Source organism: Tenacibaculum sp. Mcav3-52 (assembly GCF_022347665.1).
In the GTDB taxonomy this organism is placed as follows: domain Bacteria; phylum Bacteroidota; class Bacteroidia; order Flavobacteriales; family Flavobacteriaceae; genus Polaribacter; species Polaribacter mesophilus.
The window spans coordinates 262,910-282,350 of record NZ_JAKRGE010000003.1 but is presented as its reverse complement, the minus strand read 5'-3'; the positions used below and the strand labels follow the sequence as shown (position 1 = coordinate 282,350).

At 30.2% G+C, this 19,441-nt stretch carries 21 protein-coding genes; 9 read left to right on the top strand and 12 right to left on the bottom strand.

Annotated features, from left to right (window positions below):
- The first annotated feature begins 4 nt into the window (after positions 1 to 4).
- From MHM83_RS10410 to MHM83_RS10380, 7 genes are read left to right on the top strand one after another with little or no spacing between them, the layout of a single operon-like run.
- The gene (locus tag MHM83_RS10410) at positions 5 to 673 is read left to right on the top strand and encodes a YggS family pyridoxal phosphate-dependent enzyme (RefSeq protein ID WP_239179630.1); all 669 of its coding nucleotides are present in this window, start codon (positions 5 to 7) and stop codon (positions 671 to 673) included.
- 33 nt (positions 674 to 706) lie between these two features.
- Entirely contained in the window at positions 707 to 1,804 is a 1,098-nt protein-coding gene (locus MHM83_RS10405; protein ID WP_073184103.1) for an exonuclease domain-containing protein, read from the top strand.
- A 31-nt stretch (positions 1,805 to 1,835) separates the two neighbouring features.
- Complete coding sequence (locus MHM83_RS10400) at positions 1,836 to 2,651, top strand: ion transporter (protein WP_239179629.1); 816 nt, start codon at positions 1,836 to 1,838, stop codon at positions 2,649 to 2,651.
- Positions 2,652 to 3,560 (top strand): tRNA (adenosine(37)-N6)-dimethylallyltransferase MiaA, encoded by a 909-nt coding sequence (miaA, locus tag MHM83_RS10395; protein ID WP_239179628.1) that lies wholly within the window; start codon positions 2,652 to 2,654, stop codon positions 3,558 to 3,560.
- A gap of 58 nt (positions 3,561 to 3,618) precedes the next feature.
- Positions 3,619 to 4,122, top strand: a complete 504-nt coding sequence (locus tag MHM83_RS10390) for an OmpH family outer membrane protein (protein WP_239179627.1) — start codon at positions 3,619 to 3,621, stop codon at positions 4,120 to 4,122.
- Positions 4,123 to 4,129: 7 nt separating this feature from the next.
- On the top strand, positions 4,130 to 4,951 hold the full coding sequence (locus tag MHM83_RS10385) for a DUF1853 family protein (protein ID WP_239179626.1): 822 nt from the start codon (positions 4,130 to 4,132) through the stop codon (positions 4,949 to 4,951).
- Between the two features lie 40 nt (positions 4,952 to 4,991).
- Positions 4,992 to 5,387 carry a hypothetical protein gene (locus tag MHM83_RS10380; RefSeq protein ID WP_159615584.1) on the top strand — a complete coding sequence of 132 codons (396 nt, stop codon included), beginning with the start codon at positions 4,992 to 4,994 and terminating at the stop codon, positions 5,385 to 5,387.
- 45 nt (positions 5,388 to 5,432) lie between these two features.
- Here MHM83_RS10380 and MHM83_RS10375 read toward each other — a convergent pair whose 3' ends face one another.
- The 4 genes from MHM83_RS10375 to MHM83_RS10360 all read right to left on the bottom strand — a co-directional run bounded on the left by MHM83_RS10375 (position 5,433) and on the right by MHM83_RS10360 (position 8,959).
- Positions 5,433 to 6,356 carry an EamA family transporter gene (locus tag MHM83_RS10375; protein WP_047788890.1) on the bottom strand — a complete coding sequence of 308 codons (924 nt, stop codon included), beginning with the start codon at positions 6,354 to 6,356 and terminating at the stop codon, positions 5,433 to 5,435.
- Positions 6,357 to 6,473: 117 nt separating this feature from the next.
- On the bottom strand, positions 6,474 to 7,148 hold the full coding sequence (locus tag MHM83_RS10370; protein ID WP_239179625.1) for a type 1 glutamine amidotransferase domain-containing protein: 675 nt from the start codon (positions 7,146 to 7,148) through the stop codon (positions 6,474 to 6,476).
- A 77-nt stretch (positions 7,149 to 7,225) separates the two neighbouring features.
- Complete coding sequence (locus MHM83_RS10365; RefSeq protein WP_239179624.1) at positions 7,226 to 7,795, bottom strand: Crp/Fnr family transcriptional regulator; 570 nt, start codon at positions 7,793 to 7,795, stop codon at positions 7,226 to 7,228.
- Positions 7,796 to 7,804: 9 nt separating this feature from the next.
- Positions 7,805 to 8,959, bottom strand: a complete 1,155-nt coding sequence (locus MHM83_RS10360) for a class I SAM-dependent methyltransferase (protein WP_239179622.1) — start codon at positions 8,957 to 8,959, stop codon at positions 7,805 to 7,807.
- A gap of 118 nt (positions 8,960 to 9,077) precedes the next feature.
- On the opposite strand from MHM83_RS10360, the gene MHM83_RS10355 reads away from it, so the two are divergent.
- The gene (locus tag MHM83_RS10355) at positions 9,078 to 10,532 is read left to right on the top strand and encodes a serine hydrolase domain-containing protein (protein WP_159615590.1); all 1,455 of its coding nucleotides are present in this window, start codon (positions 9,078 to 9,080) and stop codon (positions 10,530 to 10,532) included.
- Between the two features lie 252 nt (positions 10,533 to 10,784).
- Positions 10,785 to 12,068, top strand: a complete 1,284-nt coding sequence (locus MHM83_RS10350) for an amidohydrolase family protein (protein WP_239179620.1) — start codon at positions 10,785 to 10,787, stop codon at positions 12,066 to 12,068.
- A gap of 87 nt (positions 12,069 to 12,155) precedes the next feature.
- Here MHM83_RS10350 and hisIE read toward each other — a convergent pair whose 3' ends face one another.
- The 8 genes from hisIE to hisG form a co-directional block, all read right to left on the bottom strand.
- Positions 12,156 to 12,740 carry a bifunctional phosphoribosyl-AMP cyclohydrolase/phosphoribosyl-ATP diphosphatase HisIE gene (hisIE, locus tag MHM83_RS10345; RefSeq protein ID WP_159615594.1) on the bottom strand — a complete coding sequence of 195 codons (585 nt, stop codon included), beginning with the start codon at positions 12,738 to 12,740 and terminating at the stop codon, positions 12,156 to 12,158.
- Entirely contained in the window at positions 12,737 to 13,489 is a 753-nt protein-coding gene (gene hisF / locus MHM83_RS10340; RefSeq protein ID WP_167713868.1) for an imidazole glycerol phosphate synthase subunit HisF, read from the bottom strand. The genes hisIE and hisF overlap by 4 nt, the downstream gene beginning before the upstream one ends.
- A gap of 2 nt (positions 13,490 to 13,491) precedes the next feature.
- A complete protein-coding gene (gene hisA, locus MHM83_RS10335) occupies positions 13,492 to 14,208 on the bottom strand; it encodes a 1-(5-phosphoribosyl)-5-[(5-phosphoribosylamino)methylideneamino]imidazole-4-carboxamide isomerase (protein ID WP_167713869.1) in 717 nt (238 codons plus the stop codon).
- A 12-nt stretch (positions 14,209 to 14,220) separates the two neighbouring features.
- Positions 14,221 to 14,802: an imidazole glycerol phosphate synthase subunit HisH gene (gene hisH, locus MHM83_RS10330; RefSeq protein ID WP_167713870.1), complete on the bottom strand. Its 582-nt coding sequence runs from the start codon at positions 14,800 to 14,802 to the stop codon at positions 14,221 to 14,223.
- An 84-nt stretch (positions 14,803 to 14,886) separates the two neighbouring features.
- On the bottom strand, positions 14,887 to 16,020 hold the full coding sequence (gene hisB / locus MHM83_RS10325; RefSeq protein WP_167713871.1) for a bifunctional histidinol-phosphatase/imidazoleglycerol-phosphate dehydratase HisB: 1,134 nt from the start codon (positions 16,018 to 16,020) through the stop codon (positions 14,887 to 14,889).
- A 14-nt stretch (positions 16,021 to 16,034) separates the two neighbouring features.
- Positions 16,035 to 17,099 (bottom strand): histidinol-phosphate transaminase, encoded by a 1,065-nt coding sequence (gene hisC, locus MHM83_RS10320; protein WP_239179618.1) that lies wholly within the window; start codon positions 17,097 to 17,099, stop codon positions 16,035 to 16,037.
- Between the two features lie 65 nt (positions 17,100 to 17,164).
- Positions 17,165 to 18,451 (bottom strand): histidinol dehydrogenase, encoded by a 1,287-nt coding sequence (hisD, locus tag MHM83_RS10315; RefSeq protein WP_239179617.1) that lies wholly within the window; start codon positions 18,449 to 18,451, stop codon positions 17,165 to 17,167.
- Between the two features lie 50 nt (positions 18,452 to 18,501).
- On the bottom strand, positions 18,502 to 19,359 hold the full coding sequence (gene hisG, locus MHM83_RS10310) for an ATP phosphoribosyltransferase (RefSeq protein WP_159491203.1): 858 nt from the start codon (positions 19,357 to 19,359) through the stop codon (positions 18,502 to 18,504).
- Between the last annotated feature and the right edge of the window lie 82 nt (positions 19,360 to 19,441).

Below are 19,441 nucleotides of genomic sequence, written 5' to 3'. Positions count from 1 at the left end.
TATTATGATTACAGGAATTAAAGAAAATCTTCAAAAAATAAAATCAACACTACCAGAAAAAGTAACGTTAGTTGCTGTTTCTAAAACCAAACCTATTGCAGATTTAAAAGAAGCTTACGATGCTGGTCAGCGAATATTTGGTGAGAATAAAATACAAGAAATGGTAGCTAAGTATGATGAATTGCCTAAGGACATAAAATGGCATATGATTGGTCATTTACAACGTAATAAGGTAAAGTATATGGCTCATTTTGTTGATTTAATTCATGGTGTAGATAGTTTTAAAACACTGAAAGAAATAAACAAACAGGCTAAAAAACATAATAGAGTTATTAATTGTTTGTTACAAGCACGAATTGCTAAAGAAGATACTAAATTTGGGTTACCTTTTGAAGATATTGAAGCTATTTTAGCGTCAGATGAGTTAGAAGAACTTGAAAATATAAAAATTGTTGGTTTAATGGGAATGGCTACGTTTACAGATAACCAAAAACAATTACAAGAAGAATTTTCTTCATTAGCTAATTTCTTTAATGGAAATAAAGAAAACTATCCTAATTTACAAACATTATCTATGGGAATGAGTGGAGATTATGAATTAGCCATAAAAAATGGTAGTACAATGGTACGAATAGGAAGCTCAATTTTTGGAGTTAGAAATTATATTGCTTAGATTTACATAAACTAGCTTAAAAAAGGGAGAGATTTGTACGCTATTTTAGACATTGAAACTACTGGAGGGAAATATAACGAAGAAGGGATTACAGAAATTGCCATCTATAAATATGATGGACATCAAATTGTAGATCAATTCATTAGTTTAGTTAATCCAGAAAGGGAAATTCAGGAATTTGTTGTAAAACTTACTGGTATTAATAATAAAATGCTACGAAATGCGCCCAAGTTTTATGAAATAGCGAAAAGAATTGTTGAAATAACTCAAGATTGTTTTATTGTGGCTCATAATGCTAACTTTGATTATCGTATTCTTCGTACCGAATTTGACAGGTTAGGTTATAAATACAAACGAAATACACTATGTACAGTTAGTTTAAGCAAAAAACTAATTCCAGAGTCACCATCTCATAGTCTAGGAAAACTCTGTAAGTTTTTAGGAATTCCTATGTCTGATCGTCACAGAGCAACAGGTGACGCATTAGCTACGGTACAATTATTTAAACTATTAATAGATAAAGATGTTGAGAAAGGTATTATTCAACAATCTATAAAGTATTTTGACAACAGACATGAAAAGTTTCATATTCAAAGAATATTAGATAGTTTACCTGAAAAAGAAGGTCTTTTTTATGTTCATAACCACGAAGGAACAATCATTTTTGTAGGGAGAGGTAAAAATATAAAGCAAGAAACTAATAAACTCTTTTTAAAAGAAACTAGAAAAGCATTAAAAGTAATAAAAAGAGTTAGTAAAGTTTCTTATGAAGAAACTGGGAATATGCTTTTTACCCGTTTAAAATATCATTTAGAACTTGAAAAGCTAAAACCTAAGTATAATATCATTAGAAAAAGAAAAATTACAGATAAAAACTTTAATCACGATAATATGCTTATTGTTGATAAAGGCAGAATTCCTGAAGAACACGCCGTAATTTTAATCGAAAAAAACGAAGTTATAGGATATACATATACCAATCTTGCTTTTCAGGAAAACCAGTTATCTATTCTAAAATCAATGCTTACTCCTATTGAATACAAAGAGTTAGCAAAAACTATCATTAAAAACTACTTACTAAAAAATAAAGTCTCTAAAATAGTACGATTACAAGTTGAAAATAATTTATAATATGCTATAAAGCATTCAAAAACCTAATCTTTTGGATAGTAAAAAACTTAATTGGAGAGAAAAATTACATGAAGTAATCTATGAAGCAGATACTCCTGTAGGACGATTATTTGACATCATCTTGTTATTTGCAATCTTAGCAAGTATTGTACTGGTTATGCTTGAAAGTATTGAAAGTTTTGATAACAAACATCATAATTTCCTATATATTTCAGAATGGATTATTACTATTTTTTTTTCCATTGAGTATATCCTAAGAATTATTTCAATAAACAAGCCAACAAAATACATTTTTAGCTTTTATGGTATTATAGATTTACTTTCTACTATTCCTATGTACCTAACGTTCTTTTTTGTAGGTACACATAGTAGTTTAATAGCTTTGAGAGCATTACGCCTATTAAGAGTTTTTAGGATTTTAAAAGTCTCTAGGTATATTGGAGAGTCAAATCAATTAATAAAAGCTTTAAATGCTAGTAAAGCTAAAATTGGAGTCTTTCTTTATTTTGTGTTGATTATCTGTATCATTTTAGGTTCCGTAATGTATTTTATTGAAGGGGCTGAAAACGGCTTTACAAGTATTCCTAGAAGCATTTATTGGTCAATAGTAACACTTACAACCGTTGGTTATGGAGATATTGCTCCGCAAACCGCTTTAGGACAATTTATTGCAAGTATTACAGTAATTATTGGTTATGCTATTATTGCTATACCTACAGGAATTGTAAGTTCCGAAATGACTAAAAAAAAGGTACACCTAAACACTCAATCTTGCCCAAATTGCTCCTATGAAGGACATAAAGATGATGCAGAATTTTGTTATCATTGCGGAACAAAACTGAACTAAATGTCTCAAAAAAACACATTAATTACGATTGTTGGTGCAACTGCTATTGGTAAAACAGCACTAAGCATTAAACTAGCTCAGCACTTTAATTGTGAAATTATTTCGTGTGACTCTCGTCAGTTTTATAAAGAAATGACTATAGGAACAGCGGTTCCTGACCCCGAAGAACTGGATGCTGCTCCACATCATTTTATTCAAAACAGAAGTGTTTTTGAAAATTATTCAGTAGGACAGTTTGAAAAAGATGCATTAAAAACTCTAAACGAACTATTTACTAAAAACCCTATTCAAATAATGGTAGGTGGAAGTGGTTTGTATGTAGATGCTGTTTTAAAAGGATTAGATTATTTTCCTGATGTAGACTCACAAATAAGAATAGATTTAACTACTGAGTTAGAAAACAAAGGTATAGAACATCTTCAAAAAATATTAAAAAAACTTGATATTGAAGCTTACAATACGATTGCTATTGACAATCCACATCGATTAATCCGTTCTTTAGAGATTTGTATAGGAACTGGAGAAACATACAGTTCTTTTAAAAATAAACCTAAAGCACCTCGTAATTTTCAATCTATAAAAATTGGATTGACAGCCGATAGAGAAATTATGTATGATCGTATTAATCGTCGTGTAGCTATTATGATTGAAAAAGGTTTGATAGAAGAAGCTAAAAAACTACATCCTTATAAAAACCTAAACGCATTGCAAACAGTAGGGTACAGAGAGTTATTCGAATATTTTGAAGGTAACTTTACTAAAGAATTTGCTATTGAGGAAATTAAGAAGAACTCAAGAAGGTTTGCCAAACGACAAGGAACATGGTTTCGTAAAGATTCAAACATTTTATGGTTTGATTTCCAAGAAGATCTTCAAAATATCATAAAAACTATTGAAAATAAACTTTAACGCTTTTTAAGAGCACTAAAAAAATCACTTTTTTATATTTGTCAAAAAACAGAAATACATGAAACTAAAAATCACTTTTATACTAACTTTATTTTTTATAGGATTTTCAAATGCGCAAACCAAAGTAGGAACGGTAGATAGCGAATTAGTCATTAGTAAAATGCCTCAAATGAAAGGGGTCTTACAACGAGTAGAAAATTATGGTAAAAAACTAGATTCTAGTTTTCAAATAAAAGCTAAAGAATATAAGACAAAAGTTGATTCTTTTAAAGCAGAAGAAAAACTAATGACCGATGATGATAAGAAAACTAGAATTCAAGAATTAAGAACTCTTGAACAAGAAATGGGTAAATTTCGTCAGAATGGATCAGCTATGATGCAAGTGCAAAGAGAGCAGAGTTTAAGACCACTATATAAAAAACTAAGCGAAGTAATAGCTGAAGTAGCAAAAGCTAATGGTTATACACAAATTTTAACTACTACTGGAAACGAATTTGGTTATATCGATGAACGTTTTGATATCACTAAATTGGTATTAGATAAACTAGGAATTAAAGAGTAAATCTTTTATGTCCCTAAAACAAAAAGACTTACAATTACAATATGAAGGATTTTTAAAAACACCTTTTCTATGGCATGGAAAAGGTGTTTTTAATTTAGAACAATTCTCCATATTAAAAATTAAAACAATCTCGTTTAATGAAGAAATCAAACAAAAACTACGTTTGGGTAAATTGGTTGAACGTTTTGTTTCATTTGAATTAAATCAAAATAGTTCTGTATCAATCCTTGCTGAGAACATTCAAATTCAAAATAAAAAAATTACTGTAGGAGAGTTAGATTGTTTATTGTTAAAGGATAAAGAATCAATTCATTTAGAAATTATATATAAGTTCTACTTATATGATGTTTCTGTTGGAAACTCTGAAATTGAACATTGGATTGGCCCAAATCGACGCGATTCTCTTATTCAAAAGCTAACAAAACTTCAAGAAAAACAATTACCACTACTCTATTCTAATCATACTAAAACTTATTTAGATAAATTAAAGTTGGTTATAGATGAAATAATACAACAAGTATATTTTAAAGCACAATTGTTTGTTCCTCTAAAGGATTTCGGAAAAAAAATCAAACAGCTAAATAATGAGTGTATCTATGGTTTTTATATTTACCCGAAAGAATTACCACAATTCTCAGATTGTAAATTCTATATTCCTAATAAACATAACTGGTTAGTAAATCCACATTCAAATATTGACTGGTTAACTTTTGAAACCTTTCAAAATAAACTTCAACAATTTTTAAATGAAGAAAATACTCCTCTTTGTTGGCTAAAGAAACCAAACGGCGAACTTTTTAAGTTTTTTATAGTTTGGTGGAATAATTAGTGTATTTCAAATTACTTATTAAATTTGCTGCTAAAAAATCATGAAAAATTCAAATATATTTCTCTTACTACTTTTCATCATAACTTTTTTTTCTTCTTGTTTTAAGGGTGATGAGCCCATTACTTGTGTTGAAGCTAATGAAGTTTCTCTCGACTATTTTCAACTAGAATCTAAAATACACACAAGTAAAAAGTCAGAATTTAAACTTTCAAATGTATGTGATGTAGATACAAGGATAACTGAAATACTTCTTAAAGGAGATAATCCTAAAGATTTTAGGGTTGAAGGATTGTCCATAGGAACAAGTATTAGCAGAAAAGGTACTTATTTCAATCTAGTATTTACACCAACTAAAGTTGGCACAAGAAAAACTATCGTAATAATAAGACATGATACAGGAGAACTAGTTATGTATTTATCAGGTAAAGGAATATAATTACTATGCTTAAAACACTACTAAAATACTCCTGTTAATGGAAGTTTATACTTTTTGTGGTTTAGAAGTTACTTTAAGTTTTGATATTCGTTTTCTTGATGTAATAAAATAAACTCCTGATAATAATACAATAGACGCTATTACCGATTGTGTTGTTAAGGTTTCATCTAAAAAATACCATCCTAAAAACAAGGCTACGACAGGATTTACATACGCTGATGTTGATACTTTTTCTGTAGGAACAATTTTTAACAAGTAGTTAAAAGATGTAAAAGCTACAATACTTCCAAAAACTATTAATAAAAACATAGCTCCTTGCGCTTTAAAAGACCAATCCAAGGGAGAAGACCAGTTTTCACCTAATAATAAAGATGCAGTAAAAAGTAAGCCACCTGCAAAAAGCATTTGGTAACCTGTACTTACAAAAAAGTTTTTAGGAAGTTTGGCTTTAGAAACAAATACACTACCATAACTCCAACTTAAAACACAAGAAAAAATCATAAAAATTCCTATTAGCATATCTTTTGAAGTTGTTATTTCATTTTGACTAACCAATAAATACATTCCTATAATCCCTAAAACTACTCCTATAATTGATTGTCGTTGCATCTTTTTTCCATCAATTAAACGTAGTAGTAATAATACAAATAATGGCTGTGTTGCCGCTAATAATGCTCCAAAACCGCTATCAACAAACTTTAATGCCCAAACAAACATTCCATTTCCATATACTAAAAAAAGGAAGCCTGCTATCGCAGAGTTTAAAAGTTGCTTTTTGGTTACTGTAATAGGTACTTTTAAAAACTTAGCTATTAACATAATTAATGCTCCCGATATAGAAAAACGAATGGCCGCTAATAATAACGGAGATACTTCTGTAACAACAATTTTATTCAATAAATAAGTGGATCCCCAAATGACATAAATAGCAATAAAAGCCGCTATAATTAGTGGTTTAGATTCTTTCATTTTTTTATTCTTAGGCGTTAAATGTACAATAAAACCTTTTTACTTATACCTAAAAAATAAAAATCGGCTAAAAATATTTTTAACCGATTTTTATTTTAATATTCTCCCTTAGAATAACTATAATTTTGCCAGTAATTTTTCAGCTACTAACTCTGATGAAGCTGGGTTTTGTCCTGTAATTAAATTTCCGTCTTCAATAACATATTCTTGCCAATCTCCTGCTTTACTATAAATTCCGCCTTTGTTTTTTAGCTCATCTTCCACTAAAAATGGCACAATTGAAGTTAATTGCATTATCTCTTCTTCTGTATTAGAAAAACCAGTTACTTTTTTATTTTTAACTAAAGGCTCTCCATGTACTTGTGCATCTTTTAATACTATAGGCGCATGACAAACAGCACCAACTGGCTTATCGTTTGTATAAAAAGCTTCTATTAAAGCTATAGAATGTTTATCTTCAGCTAAATCCCATAAAGGTCCATGTCCTCCTGGATAAAAAATAGCATCATAATCAGCCTCACTAATATCACTTAACTTTGTAGTGTTCGCTATGACATTTTGAAGTTCTTCATCTTTATTAAAACGAAGTGTTGCTGGTGTTTGAAAATCTGGTTCATTACTTTTAGGATCAATTGGTGGTTGTCCTCCTTTTGGAGATGCTAGAATCACTTCCACTCCTTTATCTTTTAATAGATAATAAGGCGCTGCAAATTCTTCAATCCAAAAACCTGTTTTTTCTCCTGTATTTCCTAGCTCTTCATGACTAGTTAGTACAAATACTACTTTTTTCATGTTATTTATATTTTTAAGTTACTCCAAAATTAGAACATGAAAGTTAAAAAAAAATTGATGTATGGTAATAAAGAGGCTTATAATGTATCTTTTCGTATTCTACTTAAACTTTCGGTTGTTATTCCTAAATAAGATGCTAAATGATAGTTTTTAATTTGTTGCTCTATGTTTGGATAGGTTTGTAAAAACAAATGATACCTCTCTTTAGCTGATAACACCAAATTATTTAAGATTCTTTTTTGAAATCGCACTGTTGAACGCTCTAACTTTTTTCTAAAAAAATGTTCTATTTTAGGAACTTTTTCATAAATACTATCCAAATTACTCTTAGCTACTTTTAACACAACAGCATCGGTAATACATTCAATGGCAAGTATCGATTCTGATTCAGAAAAGTAACCTATATAATCACTAATCCACCAATCGTGAATTGCAAATTGTATGGTATGCTCTTTTCCTTTAGCATCCATGAAAAAAGTTCGTAAACAACCTTTTACTACATAATATTGATAATAGACTTTCTCTTTAGCATGCAATATAGTATCCCCTTTTTTATAAGTAACTTCCGAAAAAATATCCTCAACTACATTTAATTCTTTATTTTCTAGCTGAAGTTCTTTAAATATATTACTAACAAATGTGCTCATTGTAAAACATTATAGCAAGCTTTCTAAATAATGTTGATCTATTTGATAAGCGCTTTTTAATTCTGATATTTTTGCACCAATACGTTCTGAATCTACTTTTTTTGAAGATTTAGCACCAATCAACATTACATTCTTACGTGTGTGCTCATTACTTATGAATTCAAAAACTTTAGTATTGTATTGGTGTTTTTCTAAAATCAACGCTCTAATAGTATCAGTAACCATTTCAAACTGACGTTCTTTAAAAATACCATATTTTAATAAAGGGCTCTCCTGCTCTTTTCCTTTTACTTGTTGACGGATTTGTTTATGACAGCACGGTGCACAAATGATTAATTCTGCTTTAGAAACCAATCCTTTGTATATAGCATCATCTGTAGCTGTATCACAAGCATGTAAAGCAATTAAAATATCTATTTTATCATTATCATACTCCTGAATAGGTTGTGCTACAAATAATAAACCTTTGAACCCACATTTTTTAGCAATATCATTACAATAATTTACCAAATTTTCACGTAATTCAATACCTGTAACACTAGCTGTATACCCTTTTTGATTGACCAAATAATCATATAAAGCAAAGGTTAAATACCCCTTTCCTGACCCCATGTCAACAATATTGATATGATTAGGTAATTTAACTGATTGTATTTGGGCTTCAATAATCTCTAAATACTTATTTATCTGACGGTATTTATCCGCCATTTTAGGAATTACTTTCCCTCCTTTATCCGTTACTCCTAAATGATATAAATACTCGCTGTTTTTGGCTCTTTTCTCTTTGGGTTTGTCATGTGTTTCTGGTAACTTATTTTTAAAACTAGGTTGTGTAGTTTTATAGCTTACTTTCTTCTTCTTAGAAAGAAAGACTAATAAATCATTTTCCAACGTAAATAATGTCGCCGCTCTAAACTTTTCTGAAAGTAAAAGAGTTAATTCTTCTATACTCTCTTCAAATGAATAATTTTTTGCTTGGTCGTTTGTTTTATATCGATATAAAAACTGAAAACACACGTCTCCTTTTAGCGTTATTTGACGAACGTATACATTCGACAAGTCATCACTTTTACGAATTGGTTTACTTAAAGTCAATTTTACAAAATCGTTTTTTTGTATGCTATTTTGGAACTCAGTAAATAGTTGGTGTAAGTCTTCTTTCATACTACAAAAATAGTCAATCGAATTTGTTTAATAACAATTAAAAAGACTTACCTTTTTATTAAAAAATTGCAACACCAACAAAAAGTTATCGTCTCTATTTTAACAAATACGAAACACTATGAAAAAATGGATTCTATTTCCTTTTATTTTATTATTATTTAGTTTTTCTTGTTCTGATAAAAAGAAACAAAATAACATTCCTTTTACTAAAGATGAAATTGACATCTACGTAAAAAAAGCAATGATCCTACATAATATTCCTGGATTAGCTTTAGCTGTAATTAAGGATAATGAAATAGTTTATGAAAATTATTTTGGTAAATCTTCATTGGATAAAAATAACCCTGTTGATGAGAATACATTATTCAGAATTTTTTCAGCTACAAAACTTATAACTTCTACAGCAATATTTCAACTTATACAAAATGAAAAACTGTCTTTAGAAGACAAAATATCAAAATACATAGATGATTTACCACAACAATGGCAAGAAATTAAGGTTAAAAATTTACTAAGTCATTCTTCAGGGTTACCCGATATTATCAGATATAAAAGTACATTAACTGATGGAGAGTTAATGAAAAAACTATTCAATGACAAAATGGATTTTATCACTGGGAATCAATTTCGATATAATCAAACAAACTATTGGTTACTCACTCAAATTATAGAAAAAATTACAGGAAGATCATTTGAAGATTATATTCTTAAAAATCAATTTGACACACCTTTTAATGAAGTTCTATTTTCTTCGAACTCACAAGAAGTTATTCCAAATCGTGCTACTAGATATTTTTACAATGAAAATAAAAAAGAGTTTGAAAAAGACACTAATAATAATGGTAAAAGAGGGCATTCTGGTAACGGATTGAACATCACTCTCAAAAAGTTTATTGAATGGAATAAAAAACTAGATGATAACATTTTATTGAGTAACAAAATAAAATCAGAGATGTGGAAACCCTTCAATTTCACCAATCAAAAAGATGTTTTTTTACATGGTTGGAGCAGTATAAAAGTAAACGGATTAAATTCTTATGGGTTTTCTGGTGGAAATTTAGCTGCTTTCAGAAAATTCGTCGATAGCAACACTACAATAATTTTATTATCAAATGGGTATGAAATACCTGCTTATGACATTATTATTAATGATATAGCACGAATATCAATCCCTAAATTAAAGGCACAAAAGCTAACAAAAGAAGAGGATATTATGCGTTTTATTACTTACCGTAAATTTAATAAAGCAAATCAATCTTTTAAGAAATTAAAAAAAGAAAACCCTAATTCTAGCTTTGATAATTTAAAATGGAATATTAATAGTATCGGTAATTCTTATGCATACAGTAAAAACAACATTGAAAATGCTCTAGATGTATTTAAGTTTAATGCAGAAGTAAATTCAAATTGGTGGATTTCAAAAGCGAGTTTAGCTGAAGTTTATGAAATGAAGAAAGACAGCCTTAAAGCTATTGAAAACTATAATAAAGCAATTCTATTAAATAAAGACAATCAATGGAATTACAATGAACAAATGAAAAATAAAATAGCTGAGTTGAAAAGCAAACAATAAACATGTAAAAAGAATAATGACTAAATTTCGTGGTGGAAATTCAGTCATTTCTTTTAAAAATTGGTTTTCTGTAACATTTTTTATTCTAAAACGTCTTTAAGAAAACTAAACTGCATGAAACATCTAAAAATCAGAAATTTATTATTACTCCTAACAGTATCTTTTTTCCTAATTAATTGTATAAAAAATAACAAAACTAAAATTGAAAAAGAAAGCAATACCTATGTTATAAAAAACGTCAATGTAATACCAATGACAAAGAATAACAATGTCATTGAAAATGCCACTGTGGTAATTCATAATAACAATATAAAATCCATAAATGATTCCGTTCCTTCTGAAGCAACAATTATCGACGGTAAAGGTAAGTGGCTTATTCCTGGGCTTATTGACATGCATGTACATACACTAAGTAGTGGTAGTTTCTCTCGAGGATATGCAACTAGAGGTTCTACAGTAAATTTTAACACTCAAAACTTAATGACTCCATATATTGCAAATGGAGTTACTACAGTATTTGAGTTAAGTGGAAGACTTGGACACTTTTCACAAAGAGATAAAATAATGGAAAAAAGTGTCATTGGTCCACGTATGGCAATAGCTGCTGTAATTGATGGTAAAGGCAATGAAATAAAAGCTACGACTGCTTTAGAAGGACGACAATCAGTCAGAAATGCTAAAGGTTTAAGATATAGATTTATAAAGGTTTACACTTGGTTAAACGAAGAAACCTTTAAAGCTGTTATTGATGAAGCTGAGAAACAAAATATGAAAGTTGTTGGACACATTCCTACAACTTTTGAAGGAAAACCTACTGAAGATTTATTTGTACCACATTTTGGCCTCATAGCACATGCCGAAGAATTATCGAAACAGACGAATGATTATAGTTATGAAAAAGCGCAAGAATTTGCTCGCTTAGCCAAAGAAAATAATACTTGGTTAATTCCTAATTTATCAAACATGGACTGGATTTCAAAACAGGCTGAATCATTAGAAAGTATTCAAAACTTATCAAGTTTAAAGTATGTGCATCCTCTTATGAAAAGTAAGTGGTTAAACTCGAATCGTTATTATGGAGCTTCTCCCAAATTAATTGAATTCTATAATAAACAAAAAGATTTTCATACACAGATTGTAAAAGCTTTTAAAGAAGAAGGTGTGCCTATGCTCGCAGGAACAGATGCTGGTATTTCTGGAATTGTTTGGGGATTTTCTCTTCACGATGAATTGGAGTTATTGGTTGAAGCTGGATTAACAACTGAAGAAGTTTTAGCTTCTGCAACTAGGTTACCTGCTGAATGGCTAGAAATCGACGATAAAATAGGGACTATTGAAACAGGGAAATTTGCTGATTTAATTTTGTTAGATAAAAATCCTTTAGAAAAAATTGGAAACACACGTTCAATTTCAGGAGTTTTTGTCAACGGAAAATGGCTTGATAAAACTAAAATTGATACTATGCTTCTAAAAGTAGCCAAATGGAATGATGCTCATAAAGAAAAATATCAATGGAAAAATAGAAAGAATTTATAACTCTATAATTAACGATATATAGTATTACAGACCAAATAGAAAGCTTTATAAACTTTCTATTTGGATTGTTACATAATTAACTACTTGTTAATTTCTGTTTTTTAAAACTTCTTCTATATCAGTAATCGTAAAACCTTTGGCTTTTAGTAAAATCAAATAGTGGTATAGTAAATCAGCAGCCTCATTTTTAAATAGTTCATCGTTATTATCTTTTGCTTCGATGACTACTTCTACAGCCTCCTCTCCTACTTTTTGAGCTACTTTATTAATACCTCTTTTAAAAAGTTTATTAGTGTAAGAGGTTTCTACATCATTATCTATTCGATCAGCAATAATGCTCTCTAACGAGTATAAAAAACCTTTAGAGGTCTCTTCTGCAAAGCAAGAAGTAGTTCCTTTGTGGCATGTAGGTCCTTTTGGAGTTACTTTAATTAACAAAGTGTCATTGTCACAGTCTAATTGAATGTCTTTTACCCATAAAAAGTTTCCTGATTCTTCACCTTTTGTCCAAAGTCTATTTTTACTTCGGCTATAAAAAGTAACTTTTCCTTCTTTTTGTGTTTTGGTAAAGGCTTCTTTGTTCATATAACCTAGCATTAACACCTGCAAAGTAGTATTGTTTTGAATAACAACAGGAACTAACCCGTTTCCTTTTGAAAAATCTATATTCATCGTATAGCTATGTTTTGTTTTTTTAATTCGTTTTTTAGTACGGGTACTGGTATTTCACCAAAGTGAAAGATACTAGCAGCTAATCCTGCACTAGCTTGGGTTTTGGTAAAGACTTCAGTAAAGTGCTCTACTTTTCCAGCACCACCAGAAGCAATCACAGGAATATTAACAGCTTTACTCACTGCATTGGTTACTTCAATGTCAAATCCGTTTTTAGTACCATCACTATTCATAGAAGTTAATAGAATTTCACCAGCGCCTAATTTTTCAACCCTTGTAGCCCAACTCAAAGTTTCTAATTCGGTTTCAAAAGTACCTCCTTTGGTGAACACTTTCCATTCCCCATTTACATTTTTCGTATCAATAGCTACAGCTACAAACTGACTCCCAAACCGATTTTTTAAATCCGTAATTAATTGTGGATTTTTTACTGCGGAAGAATTGATGCTCACTTTATCTGCTCCAGCTTGTATTAACGCCACTGCATCTTCAACAGTACTAATACCTCCACCAACAGTAAAAGGAATATTAATCTCTCGTGCAATTGTTTTTACTAATGTAACTAAGGTTTTTCTATTTTCTAAAGTAGCTGTAATATCTAAAAATACTAATTCATCCGCTCCTTGTTTTACATATTGTTTTGCTAATTCTACTGGATCTCCAGCATCTTTGATATCTATAAAATTGACCCCTTTAACCGTTCTTCCATTTTTTATATCCAAACATGGAATAATTCTTTTTTTTAACATAATTAGCTTATAAATTCTTGTAATTCTTTTAAACTTATATTTCCTTCATAAATGGCTTTTCCTACAATGGCTCCTTCACAACCAATTTCTTTTAATCGATGTAAGTCATTGATATTGGCTACTCCTCCACTCGCTATTAAGTTGACTGAGGTTTTACTCAAAATTTCTAAATATAAATCTAAAGAAGCTCCTTGTAACATTCCGTCTTTAGCTACATCGGTACAAATTGTGTTTACAACACCTATTTCTTGATATTCACTTATAAATTCAACAACATCAACTTCTGAGGTTTGTAACCAACCATTAGTCGCAATTTTTCTATCTTTACAATCAGCTCCCAAAATTATTTTATCCTTTCCGTATTTAGTAAGCCATCCAATAAATGTATCTGGATTTTTTACCGCTATGCTTCCTCCTGTTATTTGGTTTGCACCACTTTCAAATGCAGTTCGAGCATCTTCATCTGACTTTAGACCTCCTCCAAAATCAATTTTTAAATTCGTTTTCGTTGCTATTTGCTCTAATACTTTGTGGTTTATAATTCGACTAGATTTTGCGCCATCTAAATCAACAACATGTAAGTATTCTATTCCGTTTGCCTCAAATTCTTTTGCTACTTCTAACGGACTTTCATTATATATTTTTTTGGTATCATAATCGCCCTTAGTCAAGCGGACACATTTTCCTTCTATAATATCTATTGCGGGTATAATTCTCATTTTAATTTCTTTTTATAACTCTAAAAAATTCTTCAACAACTGCTCTCCAACATCAGCTGATTTTTCTGGATGAAACTGCATCGCATAAAAATTATCTTGCTGCATAACGGTACTGAACGGAAGAATATAATCGCAGATTGCCAGTGTGTTTTTAGATACTTCTGCATAATACCCATGAACATAGTATACATCGTCTTCTAAAGCTATGTTTGTAAGCAGTTTAGATGATTTTAATTCAGAAAAGTTATTCCACCCCATATGTGGGACTTTTTCTTTTGGTGGAAACTGTTTTGTGCACGCATCAAAAATGCCCAAACATTTGGTATCCCCTTCTTCTGAGTATGTGCACATTAACTGTAATCCTAGACAAATTCCTAGTACAGGTTGTTTTAGAGAAACAATTAACTCATCAAGATTTCTTTCTTTTAAGTATTGCATTGCTGAACTTGCTTCTCCAACCCCAGGAAATATTACTTTATCTGCTAATTGTATTTCTTCTGGATTATCAGTTATAATACTTTCGTGCCCCAAGCGAGTTAGCGCATTTTGTACCGATCGTATATTTCCAGCATTATATTTTATAATAGCTATCATATTTTTCAATTATCATTTATCAATCATCAGTTACCTATTATTATCTTTAACCATTGTCTACCGATAATTGATTATTGTTCATTGTTATAAAACTCCTTTTGTTGATGGTAAAATCATCTTATCTACATCTCTTTTTACTGCTACTTTTATAGCCTTAGCAAAAGCTTTAAAAATGGCTTCTATTTTATGATGTTCGTTCGTTCCTTCTGCTTTGATGTTCAAATTACACTTAGCACCATCGGTAAACGACTTAAAGAAGTGATAAAACATTTCCGTAGGCATTTTTCCTATCATTTCTCGTTTAAAGTCTGCTTCCCAAACCAACCAGTTTCTTCCACCAAAGTCAATGGCTACTTGAGCTAAGCAATCATCCATTGGTAAACAAAATCCGTAACGTTCAATCCCTAGTTTATTTCCCAATGCTTTATAAAATACTTCTCCTAAAGCAATTGCAGTATCTTCAATGGTGTGGTGTTCATCTACGTCTAAATCACCTGTTACTTGGATGTTCAAATCCATTTGACCGTGACGCGCTATTTGATCTAACATATGATCGAAAAAAGCAATACCAGTATTTATTGTACTTTTTCCCGTTCCATCTAAATTCAAATCAATTTTAATTTGAGTTTCATTTGTATTACGTTCAATAGTTGCTGAACGTTCTTCTAATTTTAAAAACTCATAAATAGTGTTCCAATCGTTACTCTCTAAAGCTATAAAATCATCTAGTTCCTCTCTTTTTACAGTAATTTCATCAGTTCCTAAATTTGTTTCATCATTTATGTAAATTCCTTGAGCTCCCAAGTTTTTAGCAAGTTCTATATCGGTTAAACGGTCACCAATCACAAAAGAGTTTTTCAAATCATATTCTTTAGAGAAATATTTTGTTAATAAGCCTGTGTTTGGTTTTCTTGTAGGTTGGTTGTCTTTAGCAAAGGTTCTGTCAATGATTTCTTCTACGAACTCAATACCTTCTTCTTTTAAGGTGTTCATCACAAAGTTATGTACTGGCCAAAACGTATTTTCTGGATATGCTTCTGTTCCTAATCCGTCTTGATTAGTAACTAACACTAATTCAAAGTCAAGCTCTTTGGCTATTTTACTCAATCCTTGAAAAACCTTTGGATAGAATTGTAATTTCTCAAACGAATCTGTTTGTTCATCTGCTGGTTCTTTAATTAAGGTACCATCTCTATCTATAAATAATATTTTTTTCATCGTTTTTTTAAAATTTAAAATGAATTTTCAACTTCATCAGGTGTAACACTCAATTCCTTTAATGCAGTCATTAATTTCTTGTTTTCTTTCTCGCTTCCTACCGTAATTCGTATGCAATTATTTACTAAACTATTCCTGTTTCTAGTTATAATTTTTTGAGCTACTAATGAGTTATACAATTCATTAGCGTTTGTAACTTCAATTAGTATAAAATTAGCTTCAGAAAGATATATCTTTTTTACCAATTCAATTTCTTGTAGCTGTTTTTCTAGTTTTTCCTTTTCATTGAGAATGATATTTTTCTCAATCTCAAACTGTGCTAAGTTATCTAACTTATTAAGTACAGCTTCTTGATTTAAAGCACTGATATTATAAGGAGGCTTCACCTTGTTGTATATATCAATGATTTCTTTACTAGCATAGGCTGCTCCTACTCTAACACCTGCCAATCCCCATGCTTTACTAAAGGTTTGACTTATAATTAAATTAGGGTAATTTTTTAATTGATTTATAAAAGATTCTTTAGAACTAAAATCAATATAAGCTTCATCAATAATTACAATTCCTTTAAATTTACTAAGAATAAACTCAATTGTTTCATCTTCAAAACAGTTACCTGTTGGGTTATTTGGTGAACAAATGAATATTATTTTTAAATTTTCATCTTCTAAATAACATTCTAAAACATCTGTATTTATCTGAAATTCTTGATTTAAAGCTAATTCAATCAATTCAACATCATTAATAGCTGCGGAAACATTATACATTCCATAAGAGGGTGTAAAAGTTAAGGCTTTGTCTTTCCCCGGATTACAAAATATTCTAAATGCTAAATCGATTACTTCATCACTTCCATTTCCTATAAAAATTTGATTCTCATTTACATCTTTAATCTCAGACAATCGTTTTTTAATTGCTATTTGTTGCGGATCTGGATAGCGATTCAAAGTACCAAACGGATTCTCATTAGCGTCTAAATACACTTCAGCAACGCCTTTAAATTCATCTCTAGCAGAAGAATAAGCTTTTAATTGCTGAATGTTTGTGCGTACTATCTTGTTTAAGTTTATTTTTTTCATTGTTAACTATTTTGAGGTGTTACTCAATAAGGTTAAGATTTCTCCATATTCATTCGAAATGACGCTTAGCCATTTAACTCTTTTAATCTAACTGTAATGGCATTTTTGTGCGCTTGTAAGCCTTCTGCTTCTGCCATTAATTCTATGGCTTCACCAATATTTTCAATTCCTTCTTTAGTTACTTCTTGAAAAGTAATTTTCTTTACAAAACCGTCTAACGAAACTCCGCTATAGTTTTTTGCATAACCGTTAGTTGGCAAGGTGTGATTGGTGCCACTAGCATAATCACCTGCACTTTCACAACTGTAATTTCCTAAGAATACTGAACCAGCATTTACAATTCCTTCGATATATTCAGAAGCTTTTTCTGATGCTATAATTAAGTGCTCTGGAGCATATTCATTACTAAACTGAATACATTCTTCAGAAGAATTTAAAACAACTGCAAAACTATTCCCTATTGCTTTTTTAGCTAATTCTTTTCTAGGTAATTCTTCTATTTGTTTGTTTAGTTCTGTTATAACATTTTGAGCAATTTTTTCAGAAGTAGTGGCTAAAATAGCTTGACTATCTGCTCCATGTTCTGCTTGCGACAACAAATCTGCTGCTACAAACACAGGATTGCTAGTTTCATCTGCAATTACAAGTACTTCACTAGGGCCTGCAGGCATATCAATAGCTACCCCTTGTTGTTGTACCAATTCTTTGGCTTTAGTCACAAACTGATTCCCTGGTCCTAATATTTTATATACTTGAGGAACGGTTTCTGTTCCGTACGCCATCGCTCCAATAGCCTGAGCTCCTCCAACTTTAAAAATTTTAGTTACTCCTACCAAATAAGCAGTGTATAGAATAGCTGGGTTAATCTTACCTTCTTTATTCGTTGGAGTACACAATACTATTTCTTTACAACCTGCTATTTTTGCTGGAACTCCTAACATTAAAATCGTAGAAAATAATGGTGCAGAACCTCCAGGAATATACAAGCCTACTTTTTCTACTGCTACACTTTTTCTCCAACAAGTTACTCCTTTTGTTGTTGTTATTTTTTTAGGTGTTTCTTTTTGGCTGTTGTGAAAAGCTTCAATATTATTTTTTGCTAATTGTATAGCTAATTTTAATTCTTCTGAAACTAAGTTTTGTGCTTCTTTTAACTCTTTTTTAGAAACTTCTAACTCGGTTAATAATACTCCATCAAATAACTGTGTATATTTTTTTAAAGCTCTATCTTTATTAAGCTTTACATCATTTAATATTGTTTGTACTGTTTCCTGTAAACTGTTTTCACTTAAAGTAACTCTTTTACACAGTAACTCCCAAGTTTTTTTTCCTGGATTTTTTATAATTTTCATCTGTTTATTTTTATTGTTTTTAGCTATAATTATTGGCTACTTTTCTGTTATTAAACAACCATTTTTTCTATTGGACACACCAAAATACCTTCTGCTCCATTACTTTTTAATTCGTCTATAATTTCCCAAAATTGATTTTTATTCAATACAGAGTGCACAGAACTCCATCCTTCTTCAGCCAAAGGAAGTACCGTTGGACTACGCATTCCTGGTAAAATATTAATAATTGTTTCTAGTTTTTCGTTCGGAGCGTTTAATAGCACATACCTTGATTGTCTTGCTTTTAATACTGATTGAATTCTAAACTGTAATTTGTTAAGTATTACTTGTTGTTGCTCTTTTATTTGAGGAGAAACTGCTAATACTGCTTCTGATTTTAATAAAACTTCTACCTCCTTTAAATTGTTTTTAAATAAAGTTGAACCACTAGAAACAATATCACAAATACCATCGGCTAATCCAATATTTGGAGCTATTTCTACTGAACCATTAATAATATGTAATTGTGATTTTATGTTCTCTTTTTCTAGAAATTTTAAAACTGTATTCGGGTATGAGGTTGCTATTTTTTTATTCTGAAAATAGTTTATTCCTGTATATTTCTCATTTTTAGGAATTGCTAAGGATACTTTACATTTTGAAAAACCTAATTTTTCTATAAATTGAATCTCCTCTCCTTTTTCTATTAATAAATTCTCGCCAATGATGGCTATATCTACAACTCCATCTTTTAAATATTGCGGAATATCACCATTTCTTAGATAAAAAACCTCTAAAGGAAAATTGTTTGCAGAAGCTTTTAATTGATCTTTACCGTTATCAATAGAAACTCCACAATCTTTTAAAATTTGTAAGGAATCTTGGTTGAGTCTTCCTGATTTTTGTATGGCTATTTTTAATTTACTCATTTTAGTTTTGAATGGGTTTGAGCAAATCTTTTGAGAAGTATTTTCGTGGCGCCTTGTTGAAAATAAAAACCCGTTTGATTTA

Coding starts and splice junctions, on each gene's coding strand:
- MHM83_RS10410 (WP_239179630.1), top strand. CDS start 5: ATGATTACAGGAATTAAAGAAAATCTTCAAAAAATAAAATCAACACTA.
- miaA (WP_239179628.1), top strand. CDS start 2,652: ATGTCTCAAAAAAACACATTAATTACGATTGTTGGTGCAACTGCTATT.
- MHM83_RS10390 (WP_239179627.1), top strand. CDS start 3,619: ATGAAACTAAAAATCACTTTTATACTAACTTTATTTTTTATAGGATTT.
- MHM83_RS10385 (WP_239179626.1), top strand. CDS start 4,130: ATGTCCCTAAAACAAAAAGACTTACAATTACAATATGAAGGATTTTTA.
- MHM83_RS10380 (WP_159615584.1), top strand. CDS start 4,992: ATGAAAAATTCAAATATATTTCTCTTACTACTTTTCATCATAACTTTT.
- MHM83_RS10375 (WP_047788890.1), bottom strand. CDS start 6,356: ATGAAAGAATCTAAACCACTAATTATAGCGGCTTTTATTGCTATTTAT.
- MHM83_RS10370 (WP_239179625.1), bottom strand. CDS start 7,148: ATGAAAAAAGTAGTATTTGTACTAACTAGTCATGAAGAGCTAGGAAAT.
- MHM83_RS10365 (WP_239179624.1), bottom strand. CDS start 7,795: ATGAGCACATTTGTTAGTAATATATTTAAAGAACTTCAGCTAGAAAAT.
- MHM83_RS10360 (WP_239179622.1), bottom strand. CDS start 8,959: ATGAAAGAAGACTTACACCAACTATTTACTGAGTTCCAAAATAGCATA.
- MHM83_RS10355 (WP_159615590.1), top strand. CDS start 9,078: ATGAAAAAATGGATTCTATTTCCTTTTATTTTATTATTATTTAGTTTT.
- MHM83_RS10350 (WP_239179620.1), top strand. CDS start 10,785: ATGACAAAGAATAACAATGTCATTGAAAATGCCACTGTGGTAATTCAT.
- hisIE (WP_159615594.1), bottom strand. CDS start 12,740: ATGAATATAGATTTTTCAAAAGGAAACGGGTTAGTTCCTGTTGTTATT.
- hisF (WP_167713868.1), bottom strand. CDS start 13,489: ATGTTAAAAAAAAGAATTATTCCATGTTTGGATATAAAAAATGGAAGA.
- hisA (WP_167713869.1), bottom strand. CDS start 14,208: ATGAGAATTATACCCGCAATAGATATTATAGAAGGAAAATGTGTCCGC.
- hisH (WP_167713870.1), bottom strand. CDS start 14,802: ATGATAGCTATTATAAAATATAATGCTGGAAATATACGATCGGTACAA.
- hisB (WP_167713871.1), bottom strand. CDS start 16,020: ATGAAAAAAATATTATTTATAGATAGAGATGGTACCTTAATTAAAGAA.
- hisC (WP_239179618.1), bottom strand. CDS start 17,099: ATGAAAAAAATAAACTTAAACAAGATAGTACGCACAAACATTCAGCAA.
- hisD (WP_239179617.1), bottom strand. CDS start 18,451: ATGAAAATTATAAAAAATCCAGGAAAAAAAACTTGGGAGTTACTGTGT.
- hisG (WP_159491203.1), bottom strand. CDS start 19,359: ATGAGTAAATTAAAAATAGCCATACAAAAATCAGGAAGACTCAACCAA.